Origin of the sequence: Paenibacillus sp. HGF5, from assembly GCF_000204455.1 — a bacterium.
In the GTDB taxonomy this organism is placed as follows: domain Bacteria; phylum Bacillota; class Bacilli; order Paenibacillales; family Paenibacillaceae; genus Paenibacillus_AQ; species Paenibacillus_AQ lautus_A.
Genome location: NZ_AEXS01000140.1, coordinates 1 through 16,703 on the forward strand (window position 1 = coordinate 1; position 16,703 = coordinate 16,703).

At 52.0% G+C, this 16,703-nt stretch carries 10 protein-coding genes; all 10 read right to left on the reverse strand.

Going from position 1 to position 16,703, the window contains the following annotated elements; translation table 11 throughout:
• Nucleotides 1-3,704, reverse strand: a 3,704-nt coding sequence (locus tag HMPREF9412_RS21610; RefSeq protein WP_009593911.1) for an ATP-binding protein, incomplete at its 3' end; no start/stop codon positions are given.
• 785 nt (nucleotides 3,705-4,489) lie between these two features.
• Nucleotides 4,490-6,604, reverse strand: a complete 2,115-nt coding sequence (locus tag HMPREF9412_RS33710; protein WP_009593951.1) for a glycoside hydrolase family 76 protein — start codon at nucleotides 6,602-6,604, stop codon at nucleotides 4,490-4,492.
• 76 nt (nucleotides 6,605-6,680) lie between these two features.
• A complete protein-coding gene (locus HMPREF9412_RS21620) occupies nucleotides 6,681-7,571 on the reverse strand; it encodes a carbohydrate ABC transporter permease (protein ID WP_009593907.1) in 891 nt (296 codons plus the stop codon).
• Between the two features lie 27 nt (nucleotides 7,572-7,598).
• Nucleotides 7,599-8,519: a carbohydrate ABC transporter permease gene (locus tag HMPREF9412_RS21625; RefSeq protein WP_009593927.1), complete on the reverse strand. Its 921-nt coding sequence runs from the start codon at nucleotides 8,517-8,519 to the stop codon at nucleotides 7,599-7,601.
• 41 nt (nucleotides 8,520-8,560) lie between these two features.
• Nucleotides 8,561-9,841, reverse strand: a complete 1,281-nt coding sequence (locus HMPREF9412_RS21630) for an ABC transporter substrate-binding protein (RefSeq protein ID WP_009593953.1) — start codon at nucleotides 9,839-9,841, stop codon at nucleotides 8,561-8,563.
• Between the two features lie 59 nt (nucleotides 9,842-9,900).
• Nucleotides 9,901-11,184 carry a glycoside hydrolase family 125 protein gene (locus HMPREF9412_RS21635; protein ID WP_009593898.1) on the reverse strand — a complete coding sequence of 428 codons (1,284 nt, stop codon included), beginning with the start codon at nucleotides 11,182-11,184 and terminating at the stop codon, nucleotides 9,901-9,903.
• Nucleotides 11,185-11,586: 402 nt separating this feature from the next.
• The gene (locus tag HMPREF9412_RS21640) at nucleotides 11,587-12,750 is read right to left on the reverse strand and encodes a GntR family transcriptional regulator (protein WP_009593942.1); all 1,164 of its coding nucleotides are present in this window, start codon (nucleotides 12,748-12,750) and stop codon (nucleotides 11,587-11,589) included.
• A gap of 274 nt (nucleotides 12,751-13,024) precedes the next feature.
• Nucleotides 13,025-13,912, reverse strand: a complete 888-nt coding sequence (locus HMPREF9412_RS21645) for a carbohydrate ABC transporter permease (protein WP_009593928.1) — start codon at nucleotides 13,910-13,912, stop codon at nucleotides 13,025-13,027.
• A gap of 10 nt (nucleotides 13,913-13,922) precedes the next feature.
• A complete protein-coding gene (locus HMPREF9412_RS21650) occupies nucleotides 13,923-14,792 on the reverse strand; it encodes an ABC transporter permease (RefSeq protein WP_036673070.1) in 870 nt (289 codons plus the stop codon).
• Nucleotides 14,793-14,979: 187 nt separating this feature from the next.
• Nucleotides 14,980-16,617 carry an ABC transporter substrate-binding protein gene (locus tag HMPREF9412_RS21655; RefSeq protein WP_009593908.1) on the reverse strand — a complete coding sequence of 546 codons (1,638 nt, stop codon included), beginning with the start codon at nucleotides 16,615-16,617 and terminating at the stop codon, nucleotides 14,980-14,982.
• Nucleotides 16,618-16,703 lie beyond the last annotated feature (86 nt).

Sequence of the window (16,703 nt, forward strand, 5' to 3'; positions counted from 1 at the left end):
TAACACTCCGCCGCCATCGCCATATCGTGAATATGTCCATATTGACGGGCAGCCTCTATCGATTGCTCGTATAATTCCTCGGCTTGCCGGTTCCTCTGCGTCAACCGAAATATCTCCGCTTTCATCAACAAATATTTATGCTGATAATTTTCGGGGCAGCGAGCGGCGTATTCCTTCATTTTGTTTAGCCGCTTGCGCAATTTCCCCATATAATCGTTCTGCACATCCAGCGGGGCTTCTTCGTAAAGCTGTGCCCATACCAGCGACTCGTAATAGTATTGAAGAATCGGATCACCGGCCGTTTTCCGCTTTTCCAAGATAATGGCTGACCTCGCTAACGCTTCATTCGCTTCCCGATACTCGCCAAACAGATACCCCGGCAAATATCGATAAATGCATACTAACTCTTCAATCATATCGAATGAATCCCCGTGAACCGACTCGGCAAACTCCGCGTCCGTAATCTGCCCGGTATCGAAGGGATCATCAGGTGATCGAACACCCGTCAACCGAATGAGAAGCGCAATAAATACTTTAAGCTGCTTGGAATGAAGATGATTATGATGTCTTAAGAAATTCCCTGAGCTTGCGATTAGCCGGTCATATATCTCACCTAAAGGATGACCAAACTGAAAGAGAGAAGCACAATTGATCAGCACACTTTGATTCCCTTGCCATAAGTCGCCGGATTCTAACCCGATCTTGCCTACCTTCTCGGTAAATACCCCGAGCAGGGCTGGGTCGTATCGCCGCCAACTATCGGAACACAAAGTAAAGGCGGTCAGTGTTCTCACATGCAGCTGCGGATATGGTTTCGACAAGCGATAGGCGAGCATTCCCCATTTAAATGCCTCTTCATGACGAAAGCGATAATACATGAACAGGGCGTAACCCATAAACCCGATGGAGGCCTCCGGGGTTATGCCGTGACGCAGCGTCATATCGACGATCGTTAGAGTATAAGAAAGCCATTCCTTCCGATTGACATAGAACGAGGCATTGCTCATATGGACCAACGCGGATATGGCCAGCTGCCGGGACGCATCCGTCATAGGAGGCAATTGATTCAGTTCTTTCATCGAATACTTGCCTAATTTCCGCTTTAGCCGTAACCACTGGAGAGTCAATCCGAATGAACCGAAATCAGACGGAAAATCAACTTGCAGCAGCCTTAAGGCATCTTGACCTAACGAGATCACTTCCCCATAATGGTCCTGACTTGCCTTCAGATGCATCTTCAGTACACAAACCGATGCTTTGTCCAAAGGGGTAACCGCCTTCTCCATCAAAGATTGGAACAAGTCGTGGGCGAGCTGGAAATGGGCACATAAATATTCCAATTCCGCTCGTTCCCGGTTAGCCTGAAAAGCGAGCCCATAATTTGTCCCCCAGTTATCCCCGTCCGCCTCCAAATAAGCCGTTGCAAGGCGCATATATCGCAGAGCAGTCTCGTAGGCGGTCGATTCTTTTGCCTTCAAGCCTGCCCTAAGATTCAGCTCCGCCATCCTTGTTCTCTGTTCAGGTTGACGGTTCCGCTCCACAGCAAGATTCATATGATTAACAGCTTCAAATAAAGCCTCCGTACCATCTCCCTGACCGAGATTCATTCGGTCAAGGAAGAGCAAGCCGATGCTCCAATGCAAATCCGAGCGTTCTTCTTCCGGAACAAGCGTGTAAGCCACCTGCTGGATGCGGTCGTGTTGAAATTTATAGGAGCTTCGGCTGCCGTCGTTGATGAGCTGCACCAATGACATCCTTTCTGCCATCTCCAGTTCCTTCGCCAGTTTCGTTATGTGGAGCCCGGATATAACGGACAGGGTTTCCAGATCGAATCGGTCTCCGAGAAATGAAGCATAGCCGACTACATTCTTTGTGGATGTTGGCAGTACCCGCAATCGATCCGTCAGATAGGAGACCGCATTATCGGGAATGTTCATTTCGGCAATAAACGGCAAATCCCATGACCAGCTTTTGCTCGATTGATCAAAGAAAACATGGCCATGGGCAATTAAATCTCCAAGAAACTGCTTGAGAAAGAAGGGGTTGCCGTCTGTCTTCCTAAGCAAGGCAACAGCCAGCTCCTCTACATCGTCATCTTTATGACGCATGACATCCTTTAACAGCTGGTTTATATCATCCAAGGCGAGAGGCTGGAGATCGATATGATTCCGTATTATACGATCATGAGTCAAGCGGTTTTCTAATCGACGAATCAGGTCGCCATCTTGATCGCGGTAAGCCAATGCAACCAGCAGATGCTTGGTTGCTCTGTCGTCCAGAAGAAATTCCAGATATCGAAGAGATGCTTCGTCCGCCCATTGAAGATCGTCAAGAAATAGAACAAGGGGACAGTTCGGACGAAGGAACAACTGGATAAATCGGTTCATGATCAGATAAAACCGTTCCTGGGCTTCTACGGGCGGCAGCGGTTGAACAGGCGGCTGTTGGCCTATCAGCAATTCCAGCTCGGGAACCCGTTCAATCAGAATTTTCCCGTAATCCTCAACCGCTTGAAGAATCCGCAGCTTCCATACTTCGGCCTGCAGTTTGCCCTCGGTCAGCAGTTGACGAATCAGTTTACGGATCACCTGAATCCAAATATCGTAAGGCTGAGCCGTCTGATGGGTGCCGAACTTGCCCCTGATGAAGAAATAGTCCATAGATGCAGCCTGATCCAGGGCTTCGATGAGAAAAGAAGTTTTTCCTATCCCCTCCGTACCGCTAACGCCAACCAGCACAACAGACCCGCTAGCCGCCCTCCGCACTGCATCCTGCAGCATCTGCAGCTCAGCCTGCCGCCCGTAGAATTGGGCCGATTCCACCCATCGTTCCGGTATATCCCGGCTTCCGAGTCGGAATGGTTCCACCTCGCCTGTATCCTGAAGCCGATTGAAACACTCCTCAAGGTCCGTTTGAATTCCGAATGCGCTGACATACCTATCGCCGGGCATCTTCTCCATGCATTTCTGTATAATATCGGACACTATTTTGGGGATGAAGGGGAATTTGCGGTGAAGAGGCTCAGGGGTACCGGCAAGATGGCGGTATACCGTATTTACAGGGTCGATATGTTCAAAGGGTAAAGTACCGGACAACCACTCGTATAATATGATCCCGAGGGAATAAAAATCGGATCGGTAATCCGGCGTCATTCCCGTTCTGCGTGTCTGTTCGGGCGATATATAAGGAAGAAACGCATCCGGCCGGCTTAAAGAAGACAGCGGGCTTTTGCCCGCTTCGGTTGAACACATACGAATATCGATCAGCTTCACTTCATAGGTGCGGGGATTGACCATCAAATGAGAGGGCGTGATTTCGTTCAGCGTCATATTCTCTCGATGAATCCGAATAAAACAATCGGTTATGGCAACAGCCATGCGCAGGAGATCCGGAAGTTCCGGAACGTCAGAATATGCCCGCAGCAGCTGTTCCAATGTAACCCCGGCCATCTCTTTCAGGAGAAGAACCGGCCGATCTGCGATCATCTCCAAGCTGTACGCTTCCAAGGCTCCACGGCCATCCAGCTTCTTCAATACGTCATACTCGTATCGAAAAGCAGCCACCATGGCCGATTCCGGACCTGCATCGCGCGTTGTCTTGGCTAAGACGCGCAAACCGTCGATAGAACGCGAAAGTCTAAAGAGTTGAATGTCTCCATTAGTATGGATTACGTCCAATGTTTGATATCCTGGCAATTCAAACATAAAGTTCCACTCCCTGATTATATGTAAAAGCGTGTTTAATGATCGCAGGCTAATTAAGGCTATTATAGCATTCGTCATTGCCATGCTATAAATCGCAAAAAGCTCGCGGCATTTCTTGCTTCTGATATGCAGTAGGCTCGGTTCCGCAATCTTCGACAGAACGAATGGGGAAAACAGACCTTCCCCTTCGGTGGTCTGTTCTCATGGCTTGCCGTATGTATTGACGTTGTGAACCATCTGCAACAAGCACTGCCTATTCATGACGATCGTCGTTGTTATACCGAACATATTTAATATAATGGAAGGGCAGCTCGACAAATAGTGAGTGGTGTCATTAAATTGTCATATGACATCGATCAGATTTTAGGGAGTGACAGAGGTTTGCCAAATCGCGGTGATGGTTGATGAGGGTAACCTGGGTAGGGGGCTTCGGGTTCGGTCTTGATTTCAGGGTTCTCCAAGTTGAATTTATGAATGTCAATTCCTAGCTGAATACAAACGTCTTCTATTTTCAGATTAATGGACATACATCACCTCATGAACGGATATGACCTTACTTCACAGAGCATCTGAAATCATATTTTGTATCCAAGCCAGGATGTGATTTACCTCATAAATATAACGCAAGGCCCGCGCGGCCAACAGTGTGTGTTGTCATGAATATTGTCATATGACAATCATCTTGATTTGGTCGAATTGGGAATAAAATGAAGAAGAGCACGCCAATTCGCGCGCTCTTCTCCAATCATTCACAAGACGCCATCATCGCTGACAGCGAATCAAAGCTATTTGCTCAACACGGCCGCAGCCTCCGTCAGCATCATTCCGCTCAGCTGCACGCTCAGTTGAACGGGAAGAGTCGGCAGAGTGTCCCAGGCAGGGCCGCATATACCAGCATCCTCAAGCATTCCCTTCTCCCACAGCGTTTCCGCGTTACACTGAACCATTCGGCGTACGGCGTCCTCTTCGGGCGCCTCTTCAAGCAGCACCAGCAGATAACGGATGAGGATGCCTTTAAACAGACCCGTGTCATCAATGCCCTCATCGGGCAGAAGCAGGGTTTTTGGATCGCACAGCTCGAGCATGCATGCGTCAGCGGTCCGTTTAGCGTCTTCGAGATAGGACTTATTCCCCGTACAACGGTATAATTCCACTCCGGCACCAAGGAACACGCCCTGGCAATACGTGAATTTCCAATCGTAATCGATCTCACCGTCGCCCAGCCGGTTCATGCCATCCCATACGAACCCGGTCGATGGATCGACAAGTCGGCTTTTATTCCATTCATAGATGCGCTTTGCCCAGCTCAAATCCTCTTCGTTTCGCTCCAAAAGATACAGCCTCGCCGCCAAAATGGCGGCAGGCGCGTTAGCCGGCGTGTTTTTGTAATCCAGCTGATCCTTCTTCCACGCCATGCCGCCCCCGCAGTGATCGTTCCAAGCGGTCTTGATGTCTTCCCACAGCGTAAGCGCCTGCTCCTTATACCACTCGCTTCCGGTAGCCTGATGCGCTCGCAGCAGCGCGAGTGCCGTCCACTCCATGTCATCGTAATAATTGTGGGTGAACGTATGGCCGTTGTACTTGTACAGGCTTCGGCTGAATGCTTCCATTCGGTCGGCGTACATCGGTTTTCCCGTGCGCTTATAAGCGTCCACCAGTACATCCAGCACATGCGCCTGCCACCAATAATAGAAATTCTCTCCTGCCGCGGCATGTTCCCGCGGAAACCATTGATCCATAATGCCGCTGTCCGGGTTTGCGTAATTTCGGTACATGGCCTCCTGCAGCAGGTCCGCTCTCTTATCCCAGTTTGCCGCAGAATGCCGACCATCGCTCCCCCCAGCCTGCCCTGCCGATTCCAGTACGGCCGCACATTCAAGCAGCATCACGCCGCTCAGCTGTGAGCTGAGCTGAACGATAGCGTCAGACGTTCGGCGGCTCTTCCAATCGGTCCCGAACAACGCGCCATCTGCATTCTTTCCCTGTTCCCATAGCCTATCAGCGTTCCGCGTCAGCCACCCTGCAGCTTCTGCTGCTTCAGGCCACACCTGGATGGCTTCCGTCACATAACGGATCAGGATGCCTTTGAACAATCCGGCGTCGCCTCCCCCTTCGTCCGGAAGAATGCCTTCTGCCGAATCCGCCAGCTCTACGCGCATCGCTTGAAAGGTCCGCTTGGAGTCTTCAAGATACGCCGAATCGCCCGTGACCCGAAACAGCTCGACAGCGGCTCCGATGAAGACGCCTTGGCAATACGTGAATTTCCAATCTTTATCGATGGCCCCGTCCCCGGTCCGGTTCATCCCGTCCCAGACAAAACCCGTGCTAGGATCCACGAGGGCATTCTTCTGCCAAGCGTAGATTTTCCGAGCCCATTCCAGGTCCGCCGGGTTGCCGAAAGCCCGATACAGCCGTGCCGCCAAAATAATCGCAGGCGCATTAGCCGGGGTATTCTTATAACCGAGCTGCTCCTTGTGCCATGCAATTCCCCCGCCTTGAACCTCGTTCCAGCCGGTTTGAATATCCTCCCAGAGCGTCAGCGCCGCTTGCTTATACTTCTCCAGCCCCGTCGCCTCATAGGCGCGCAGCCATGCCAGCGCCATCCATTCCATATCATCGTACAGCTCATTCGGCCATTCGCCGTTATTCCGGCGGAGCACTCCCTCATACAACTGCTCCAGCCGCTCCGCATACAACGGATCTGCCGTGCGAACATAACCGTCCACCAGCACATCTGCCGCGTGCGCCATCCACCAATAATGGAAAATCGTGTTGCACGCCCCGTCCGGGCACGGCGTTTCTATATTGTACATACGGATCGAATCATTCCAGAAATGACGTTCCAGCGCGCGCTGCGCCTCATCGGCCCTTTTGGTCCATATACCGGACACCGTTATCATTGTCGAATTCACTCCTGACATCTCAATGTGCAAGTTTCTTTTTCCATTCCGTCAAAGATATCCAGCTTCCATCCCGCTAGCCTTTGATCCCGCTAAATGCGATGCCCTGAATGAAGTACCGCTGCAGAGCCAGGAACAGGACAAGGATCGGCAAAATAGCCACCAGCGCCCCGGCCATCATCGGGCCGTAATCCGTCTGGAAATTGAACGAGAACGCCTGGAGCCCCATCTGGATCGTCGCCTTGTTCGGATCGTTCAGCACGATCATCGGCCACAGGAAGCTGTTCCAGCCCGCCTGAAACGTGAAGATGCTCAGGGTTGCCAGCGCCGGCTTGGTCAGAGGCAAATAGATGCGCCAAAAAATTTTGAATTCGCCGCAGCCCTCAATCCGCGCCATCTCCATCATGTCGGAGGGGAGCGTCAGGAAGAACTGCCGCATGAAGAACACCGCGAACGTGCCGGAAGCCCCCGGAAGAATGATTCCCCAGAAGGAATTCATCAACCCCATGCCGCCGCTTCCGAACAGGTCGTTGCCTCCCATCAGCGGTATATGGCGCAGCACATACACGCTCGGGATCATCGTGACGATGCCCGGGACCATCATCGCGGCCAGCAGCACGCGGAAGAGTCCCGAGTTGCCTTTGAACTTCAGCTTGGCAAAAGCGTAGCCGCTAAGCGAACCGAAGAACAGGTTGAGCAGCACGCCGGTAATGGCCAGAAAGAATGAATTCCAGAAATAAAGGCCGAAGGGTACGGTTGTGAACGCCTTTTTATAGTGCTCCAGCGTGATGTCCGTAGGGAACCATTTGATCGGCATCGAGAACATATCCTCATCCGGCTTAAAAGAGGTCATCACGCTCCAGTAGAACGGGAGAAACATGACGATGGCGATCAGAATGGCACCGATATAGAAGACGCTCGCGGTAAGGATTCGCTGCCGCTTGGCCTGACTCTCAATTGCTCTCATCTCTTGTCTTCCTCCTCTAAGCCCTGATTACACAATCGATTCTTCCGATTTATTGATCTTCATGCTGATCAGCGAGAAGACCAGAATCGCCATCGCCAGCACAAAGGCCTGCGACGATGCATATCCCATCTGCAGCTGGTTAAAGCCCTGCTGATAAATGAGATAAACCGGCGTTTTCGTTGCATTGGCGGGTCCGCCCTGCGTGAGCACGAATGCCTGATCAAACAGCTGCAGCGCGCCGATAATCGACATCGTGCTGACAAGGAACGTGGTCGGCCGCAGCTGCGGCCAGGTAATGTAACGCAGGCAATCGAATTTGCTGGCACCGTCAAGACGAGCGGACTCGTACAGATAATCCGGCACGCCCTGAAGACCGGCCAGGTAAATGATCATATTGGAACCTACGCTCTGCCACAGCGTCATCATAATAATCGACAGCATGGCGGTATCGGTCTGGGACACCCAGGCCGGGCCCGTGATGCCGAACAGCGACAGGATCCCGTTAACGAGCCCGTATTCGGGATGCAGCATCCAGATCCAGACGGTGGCCGCCGCGACCGCCGACGTCAAGGTCGGAAGATAGTAAAACGTCCGCAGCGCCTTGACTCCCCTCGCAGCCCGGTTCAGCAGAATCGCCAGCAGAAGGGAGATCAGTACGTTAAGCGGCACAAACACCACCGCATAAATCATCACGTTAACGAAGGTTTTCCAATACAAATCATCGCCGAACAGGCGCCTGTAATTGTCCATGCCGACCCAGTCGTTCGAGCTGAGCACGTCATAATTGGTAAAACTCAGGTATAGCGCCATTCCAACCGGGATCACCATGAATACCGCAAATAACAGCATTGTCGGCATAATGAACAGGTAGCCCATCCTGGCCTGGTGTTTGCCCAGCCTCGTGACGGAAGCAGGCTTGGCGCTGACTGGCTTCGTGGCGGAAGTCATCCTCATGCTCCTTTCTGTAGCTCCTAGAATCCCCGAATGCGTTAACGGGCAACGGCATTTTCCTTCAGCTGCTTATCGCCCTGCTCCTGGCTGAGCCGAAGGGTCTCTTCGGCGCTCTGCTTGTTCTGCATGAACAGCTCCAGATTCGGAATGACGGCGTTCTCCTCCATGACGGAGTAACCCGGATGCGTCGGCCGTGTTTTGGCAAATTCAAGCGTCTCCATAAACGGAATCCATTTCGGATCGTCCGCGAAGAACGGATCTTCGAAGGCAGGCTTGAAGCCCGGCATATTCAGGCTCGTTTTGGCCCATAACACGGCATTGTCCTTGTTGGCCGTCCACCATTTGATAAACTCCCAAGCCTCCTCCGGATGCTTCGAGCCTTGCGGAATGACAAGCCCAAAGCCGCCCATAACGCTTCCCTTATCGCCGTTCGGTCCGGCCGGTGGCGGCACGATGCCATATTCCAGATCTTTGCCGTATTTATCATAGGTGCTCAGCATCCAAGGGCCGGTGTACAGCATAGCGACTTTTCCGGTTACAAACGCATCCGTTCCTTCGCCCAAGCCGTCCTCGAAACCGATCTTGTACACCTTGTCCTCATTCAGCAAACGTCCCCAGAAGTCCAATACCGCTTTGCCCTTCTCGTTGTTCACGTTCATCGTGTTGTCCGGGGTCAGCATCGTTCCGCCCGCCTGCTGCAAATACATGTTGAACAGTCCGGGATCCCCCATCGACAACCCTGCCGTTTCGAGCTTGGTCCCGTTCCACTTGGTCGTGGCTTTGGCTGCCGCCTCAAGCTCATCCCAGTTCGTTGGCGGCTCAAGCCCGGCTTCCTCCAGCATTTTCTTGTTGTAGAACAGGGCCCTCGCGTCCACCGTCAACGGCAATCCGTACAGCTTGTCATCATAGGTAAGCTCCTTCAGAGCCTCTTCGTAAAAATCCTCCTTGTTGACGCCGTCGCGCTCCAGGTATTCATCTACGGGATGAAGCACGTTCTTAGGTGCATAGAGCGCGGTCCGCCACCGGTCCCAGAACACGACATCCGGCGTCCCCCCGTTCGTGGCCGCGGTCAGAAACTTCGTCACCACGTCCTGCTGCAGGGCATATTTTACCTCGATTTTATCTTGGGATTTATTAAAAGCATCCACCATCGTTTGGATCTGTTCCTGCCCTTCTCCGCCCCAGTCTCCCCAGAAGGTCAGCACCGTTTTGCCGCCGCTGGCTTCTCCGCCGGAGGAGCCGCCGCTGCCCCCTGAGCAGCCCGCCAGAAGCCCAATCACAACTATCATCGACCATACGATCTTCCACTGCTTTTTCATTCGTTAACCCTCCCTTATGAATTCCAAGCTTGGTTCGCCGCTTCATCCCGCTGCTAGCTTTACCGTTTAACCGCGATACCGGAGCACAACAGCACCAGTTCGCAAAACATCATATTGGCCCATGAAAACCAAGGCCGGGTATATTCCTGCGGCCGATCCACATGAAACCCTTCATGCATGAGCCCGGTTCCTCCGTCCGTTGCCAGCAGCAGTTCAAGGAGGCGCTGACGCTCGGCTTCATCCTGTTCGGTCATCCCTTGCATCGCAAGCGCAATATGCCATATGTATTGATCCGGCGTATGCGGACTGCCGATGCCGGATGCAGCCGTCCCGGAGAAGTAGTACGGGTTCCGGTCACTCAAGATAAACCTCCGCGTATTCGCGTATATCGGATCTTCCGCATTTCGGTATCCCAGGTACGGAATGGACAACAGGCTGGGCACATTCGCATCGTCCATCAGATTCATCGAACCCAATCCATCCACCTCGTATGCATAGATAGGGCCGCATTCAGGATGCTCCACAATGCCGTACCGCTGTATGCCGGCTTCGATCTGTGCCGCGAGCTCCTCTGCCGCCGCTGCCAGCTCCCGATCCTTCAGAATCTCCTCGGCAATCTCCGTCACATACCCCAGCACAACGACCGCAAACATGTTCGACGGAACCAGGTACCCGTAGGCACAAGCATCGTCGCTCGGCCTGAAGCCAGACCAGGTCATGCCGGTATATGCCGTCTGTGCTCCTTTTCCGCCACGGACCAGCGTATCCGACGGAGGGCAGCTGCTCCGCTCGAAGGTGTAAGCCGATTGCTGTTCATGGTGCTGCTCTGTCGTCCACAACTCGATTATCTGCCGTACGCCTGCCCGAAAGGCTTCGTCAAAATGGCCGGTTCTCCCGGAGTTTTTCCACAGCAGGTAGCTGAGCTGGATCGGATAACACAGCGAATCGATCTCGTATTTCCGTTCCCAAATCCACGGACTCATCTCGGTTGCATCATCCTGATGTCCCATCCCGTTCGCGGACTCATTGAACGCATTGGCATACGGATCCCGCAGAATATAGTCAAACTGGCGTCTGACCGCGCCTTGAATCATGTCGCCGATCTCCCGGTCCTCTCCAAGCACCAGGAAGGGCCTGACCTGCGCAGCCGAATCGCGCAGCCACATGGCGGGGATATCCCCGGTAATGACAAACGTCGTGCCGTCCTCCATTCGCTTCAAGGTGGTATTCCAGGTATTCGCTAGGCATCTCTCGAACATGTCGGCTGTTCGTTCCGGCTGCTTCGCCCGAACCAGATCCGTTAACCGCTTAACGGCCTCTGGCAGTTCAGTTATGGAATGCACGTGATGTTCCCCTTTCACTTGATGGATTAATGAAACCGTTATCACGGATCAGTATATTGTTATCCAGTTAATATGTCAATATATAAATTAATTTAAATGTTATACTAGGTATTGGGTAAACTCAACACAAAAGGGACGCTGCTCCTAACCAGAAGAACAAAAAAACCATGCGCTCACAGGTTCGTGAGCGCATGGTTTGCATGCGTGCATTATAGGGGAAACCAACCACTACAGAAATTATGTTTTTTTATAATTCCTTCTTACAAGGTCCAATCCCAAAGTCATCGTTACCGGATTCGAAGCCATTATCTAATCGATTTGGTGATTATCAAGCACCGGTCACATTCCAGCGCACTATGCATCGAGGCTCTCGCCCGCTTCGCTGACGTTTTGAACCAATTTCTACGATTCCTTAACAGGACCGGTAGATGCGCCAACCACCAATTCCGCAGGCAATCTCTTCTCGACCGCAACCGCATCGTGGTTCATGATGCCCAGCACCGTCTCGATCGCCAGTCTCCCCATCTCTTCCTCGTTCTGCCGCATATGGGTGAACAAATACCCCTCGCCGATATTTAATTGCGGACTGTCGAAGCATATAATCGATACATCCTCCGGCACCCGCAAACCGAGACGTTCAGCTGCAACTTTGGCAAGCAGTGCAATATTGTACTCGATCGCAAAAAAAGCGGTAATCGACGGATGATCCTGCAAATGCTGCATGATCCGCTGAATTTCCCGTTCAATATTGCTTTCATAGAAAGCATTCGGTAACGTGGCAGTTACGTCACTGATCCAGATTTCCTTGTCAAACGCGATGCCCCGGGCGGCATGAGCCTGAACGAATCCTTCAATCCGCTCTTCCACCGCCGTCGTATCCCTCGGGGGAGGAGATAGCAGGCAAATATGGCGGTGCCCCAAATCGAATAAATGCTCCACCGCTTGCACGGCTGCCCCTAGATTATCCGTGCTGATGGAAGCAGCTGCGACTCCCTTCAGCTTGCGATCAATCAGGACCAGCGGGAAACGGGCTATGACCATCTTCAATATTTCAGCATTGAAATATTCCCCCTGCGCGGGAAATACGATAAGTCCGTTCACGCCAAGATTGCGCAGCTTCTGGATGGACAATTCCTCGTTATCCTGGTCCCCGAACGTTCTGCGCAGGACTAGAAAGCAGTCATTCTCCCTGGAATACTGCTCCATGCTGTAGATGAGCCGTGTCCCGTAACTTGAGGAAAAGTCCGTAATGACCAGACCGATCATTTTTTCCCGGCCGGTTGCTCCGGCATCCGCGCTCTCTGAGGAGAGCGGTTCCCTGTGTACTACAGGCTCATCCGGATCGGCTACGAACGATCCCTTACCCGGCTTGCGCACGATCACGCCTTCAGCCGCCAGCAGATCCAATGCCTTCTTGCTAGTGATTCGGCTAACTCCGTACTCATCCGCAAGTTCCTTCTCTGATGGAACTTTATCTCCAATCCGAAACATATGGGTTGAGATCTTTCGCTTCATCTCGTTAAAAATCTGTTCATACATCGGCTTCGTGGAAGCTGCATCTTTCAAATTGATATCCCTCCAACGGTACTCCAAAACCTGCTAATTTATATAACAATATAACATGATATATTTAAATTGTCCATGTTGAACGATGATCGCTCACAGATTAATGACCATCTGAACCGTCCCAACCATGGAAAAACAGCGCCACAGGATGGTCTTTCGCCAAGAAAGACTCATGCATGAGGCGCTGCCTTCTGTCGACTACCTATCCATTGCCGAGCCGATACTTGACGTGCCGACTCAAGTTGGAACACACGAAAGAGGCGGATCAGGCCATCTATTCCTTCACGGCTCCCAGAACGATTCCGTGAATTAAGTAACGCTGCAGAAACGGATAGATCAGCAGAATCGGAATCATGGAAACCAGAATTTTGGCAGAGTTCAGGGTCGTATTGGAAATTTTATTGAACTGCTGCAGCTGCTCGACCGAGAGATTCTGCATCTGGTCCCGCGTCAGACTGAGCTGCTGCAGATAGGTCTGAAGCGGTATTTTTTCGCTATCATTGATCAGAATGATCCCGTCAAAAAAGTTGTTCCAGTGACCGACGATGACAAACAGGGTAATGGTTGCCAAACTGGGCATGGAGATCGGGATAAAGATTTTGAGCAGGATTTTCAGCGGACCGGCACCGTCAATGAATGCGGCCTCCTCCAGCTCCTTCGGAATGCCCTTGAAGAAGTTCATCAGGAGAATGACGTTGAAGACAGGAACCGCTCCCGGCAGAACCAGCGCCCAAATGCTGTTGATCAACCCCAGCTTGCTGATCACCATATACCAGGGAACGATCCCGCCGCTGAAGAGCATCGTAAACACGATAATCCACATGTATTTGTTTCTCGATCGGAACTGCGTAACGCTCCGCGACAACGGATACGCCATGAGGATGGTCAGAATCATGTTGATCGCACCCCCAAGCAGCACCCGTTCCACGGATATAAGGAACGCCTTCCAAAACTTCATGTCATTCAGTATCTGCCCGTAGGATGAGAAGTTCAGCTCTACCGGAATGAAGTAGACCCGGCCGGCATTCACAGCCGTGCTGCTGCTGACGGACACCATTATCGTATTAACGATGGGAGCCAGCGACAGAAATGTGATCAGGACGAGCGCGAGCATAATCATCAGGCGGGATAGCCTTGAGCCCAGCGTTTTGGATTGAATCATGCTAACCCTCCTAGAAAATCCTGTACCCCGCATACCTCGAGGCCAGCCTGTAGGATATAACGATCAGAATAAAGCTGATGACCGATTTCATCAGACCGATCGCCGTTGCGAACGAATACTGCATATTGATCAGACCCATACGATACACAAATGTATCGATAATATCACCCGTCTCATAGACCAGCGGATTATACAAGTTGAACACCTGGTCAAATCCCGCATTCAGCACATTGCCGAGACTCAGCGTGCCCAGCAGGATGATCGTCGGAAACATGCCCGGGAGTGTGATATTCAGGGTCTGCTTCCAGCGGCTTGCGCCGTCCATTGCGGCGGATTCATACAGAGCCGGATTTATCGCCGTCAACGCAGCCAGATACACAATCGTCCCGTAGCCGAATTCCTTCCAGGTATCCGTCACGATGAGCAGCGGCCTGAACCAGTCGTTGCTTGCCAGAAACATGATCCGCTCCAGCCCTAGAAACTCAAGGAAATTGTTAATCATGCCGTCAAAGGAAAAGATCATGGTCAGCATCGTGCCCAGAACCACCCACGACATAAAATGCGGCAAATACACAATGGTTTGTATCGTGCTTTTGAAGAGCTTCAGACGCACCTCATTAAGCAGCAGGGCGAATATGATCGGCACAATCAATCCGAGAACAATCTTTCCGACCGCGATGACCAGCGTATTCACAAAAATCTGCTTGGCATCCGGCAGCTGAAACATATACGTGAAATTGTCGAGCCCTGCCCATGCGGAGCCGAGTATCCCTTTCGCGGGGATGAACTTCTGAAAAGCCATGACCACCCCGAACATCGGCACAATCGAGAAAATAAACAGCATCGCCATACCGGGCAGCAGCATCGCATGATAGGTCATTTCGTCAAAGGTTCTTCGTTTCTTTTTCCTCCGGTATCGTACTTCCCGCTCTGGATTGACGGTTGTTTCCACTTGCCCCATCGTTCGCTCCACCTCCATCACGTCCCTGTCAGGACAAGCCTTATCGAATAAAAAAGCCCGCGCGGATGACCAACGATAGCCCTCCGCGCCAAGGCTCACGCTTTCCTTATCTGCTGCTCATCTGGTTGACTTCTTCTGTAATTTCATCGCCGCCGGTACGCTTCCAGGTGTCCACGAACTTATCGAATTCATCTACGGGGGCTTGGCCCATGATGATTTTCAATATGGTCTCCTCTTCGAGCTTTTGGAGGTTCGCCCACTTCAGCTTCATCGTCTCGGTGGTTCCATAGAAGCCGGCAGGAATTACCTCCAGATTCGGATTGTTCGCTTCGCGCTGACCCTCGATACGGGAGAGGTATTCGCCATAGGTGTTCACATCGACGTCATTGCCTTTCTCCTTAAACTCCTGATACGCCTTGAAAGATACCACCCGGTCCTCCTGAACGGCCGAAGCATCCCCGGATTGATCCGCCTTCATCAGATCGTCGTAATAACGCTTCAACACGTCATCATAATCCACTTGCATCGGAATTTGCGTCGGATCATTGTTCCAACGGCTGGCATCGGTCAGCATCTCGTCCGGATGCTCTTTTTTGTAGTTGATGGCATCATCCGTTAAGGAGTACAGGAAATCCGTTGTCAGATTGACCGACTTCATGATTGCTTCGGGATGGGCAAAATCCTTCTTCACCACAACGATGCCCCCGCCCACCGGATCCTGACGAATCGTCTTGAATTTGCCGTTCTCGTCTACCGGTGCCGATACGGCTACCCAGACAGCATCAGGATCTTGCTTGATCGAGTCCTTGTAGTTGGTGTAGCCGATCCACCATGGGTTAAACAGCATGCCTACCTGTCCGTTGATCACAAGCGCTTCCTTCTCTTCATTCGACCGGACGGCGAACTGTTTATCAATCAGACCTTCCTTGTACATGGCGCTTAGCTCCGTCAGCGCCTGCTTCATCTCGGGCTGGACCGATCCATATACGACCTGACCGTCCTTCTCGATCCAATTCATCGGAAAGGCCCCATGCGCAGCGAATACCGGCGTAAAGTTCATGGCATTGGAATCCATCACCATTCCGACCGTTTTGCCTGTTCCCGAGGCGTCCTTTTCCACGAACGTTCTGGCGAGGTTCCATACGTCCTCAACGGATTCCGGCATCTTCGCGCCGACTTTATCCACCCAGTCCTTCCGAACCCACAGCAGCTGGTGCTGGTTGCCGATATTCGTCATCGGAAGGCCCATGATTTTACCGTCGACCTTCACCTGGTTCAGCAGCAAGTCACCATAGGAAGCGTAGATATTCTTGACCCCGTCGGATGCGGTCTTCTCGTACACCTCCGTCATATCGGCAATCAGATCATTATCCACCAGCTGGTTGAAAATATCGCGGCTGACCAGCATAACGTCCGGCAGATCGCCCGTTGTCATCGATAGCGACAGCTTCTGATCCATATCGTCCGTCTCCCAAGCCACCTTGGCTTTTACGTTCACCCGATCCTCCACGTAACGAGTAGCCAAATTGTCCTCAATCGTATCGCCTGGTGGCAGGTTGTTCACATGATTGGTATTCCGGCCGATCGTAAATTCCACCGGTGTCTCATATTTCCCGTACGGCTCATAATCCTGCTCTGAAATTTCCGGTTGCGCGTTATCGCTCTTGCCCCCGCCGCAGCCGCTGACTACGGCCAGCATCATGCAGCCGAGCAGCAGAGAAGCGATCTTTCTGCGTTTGTTCATCCTGTCATCCCCTTTATCTCGTTTTGGTTGATAACCAAATTGTATGCGGTTTCAAAACTGGCGTATATGCAACATTTTTTGGATAT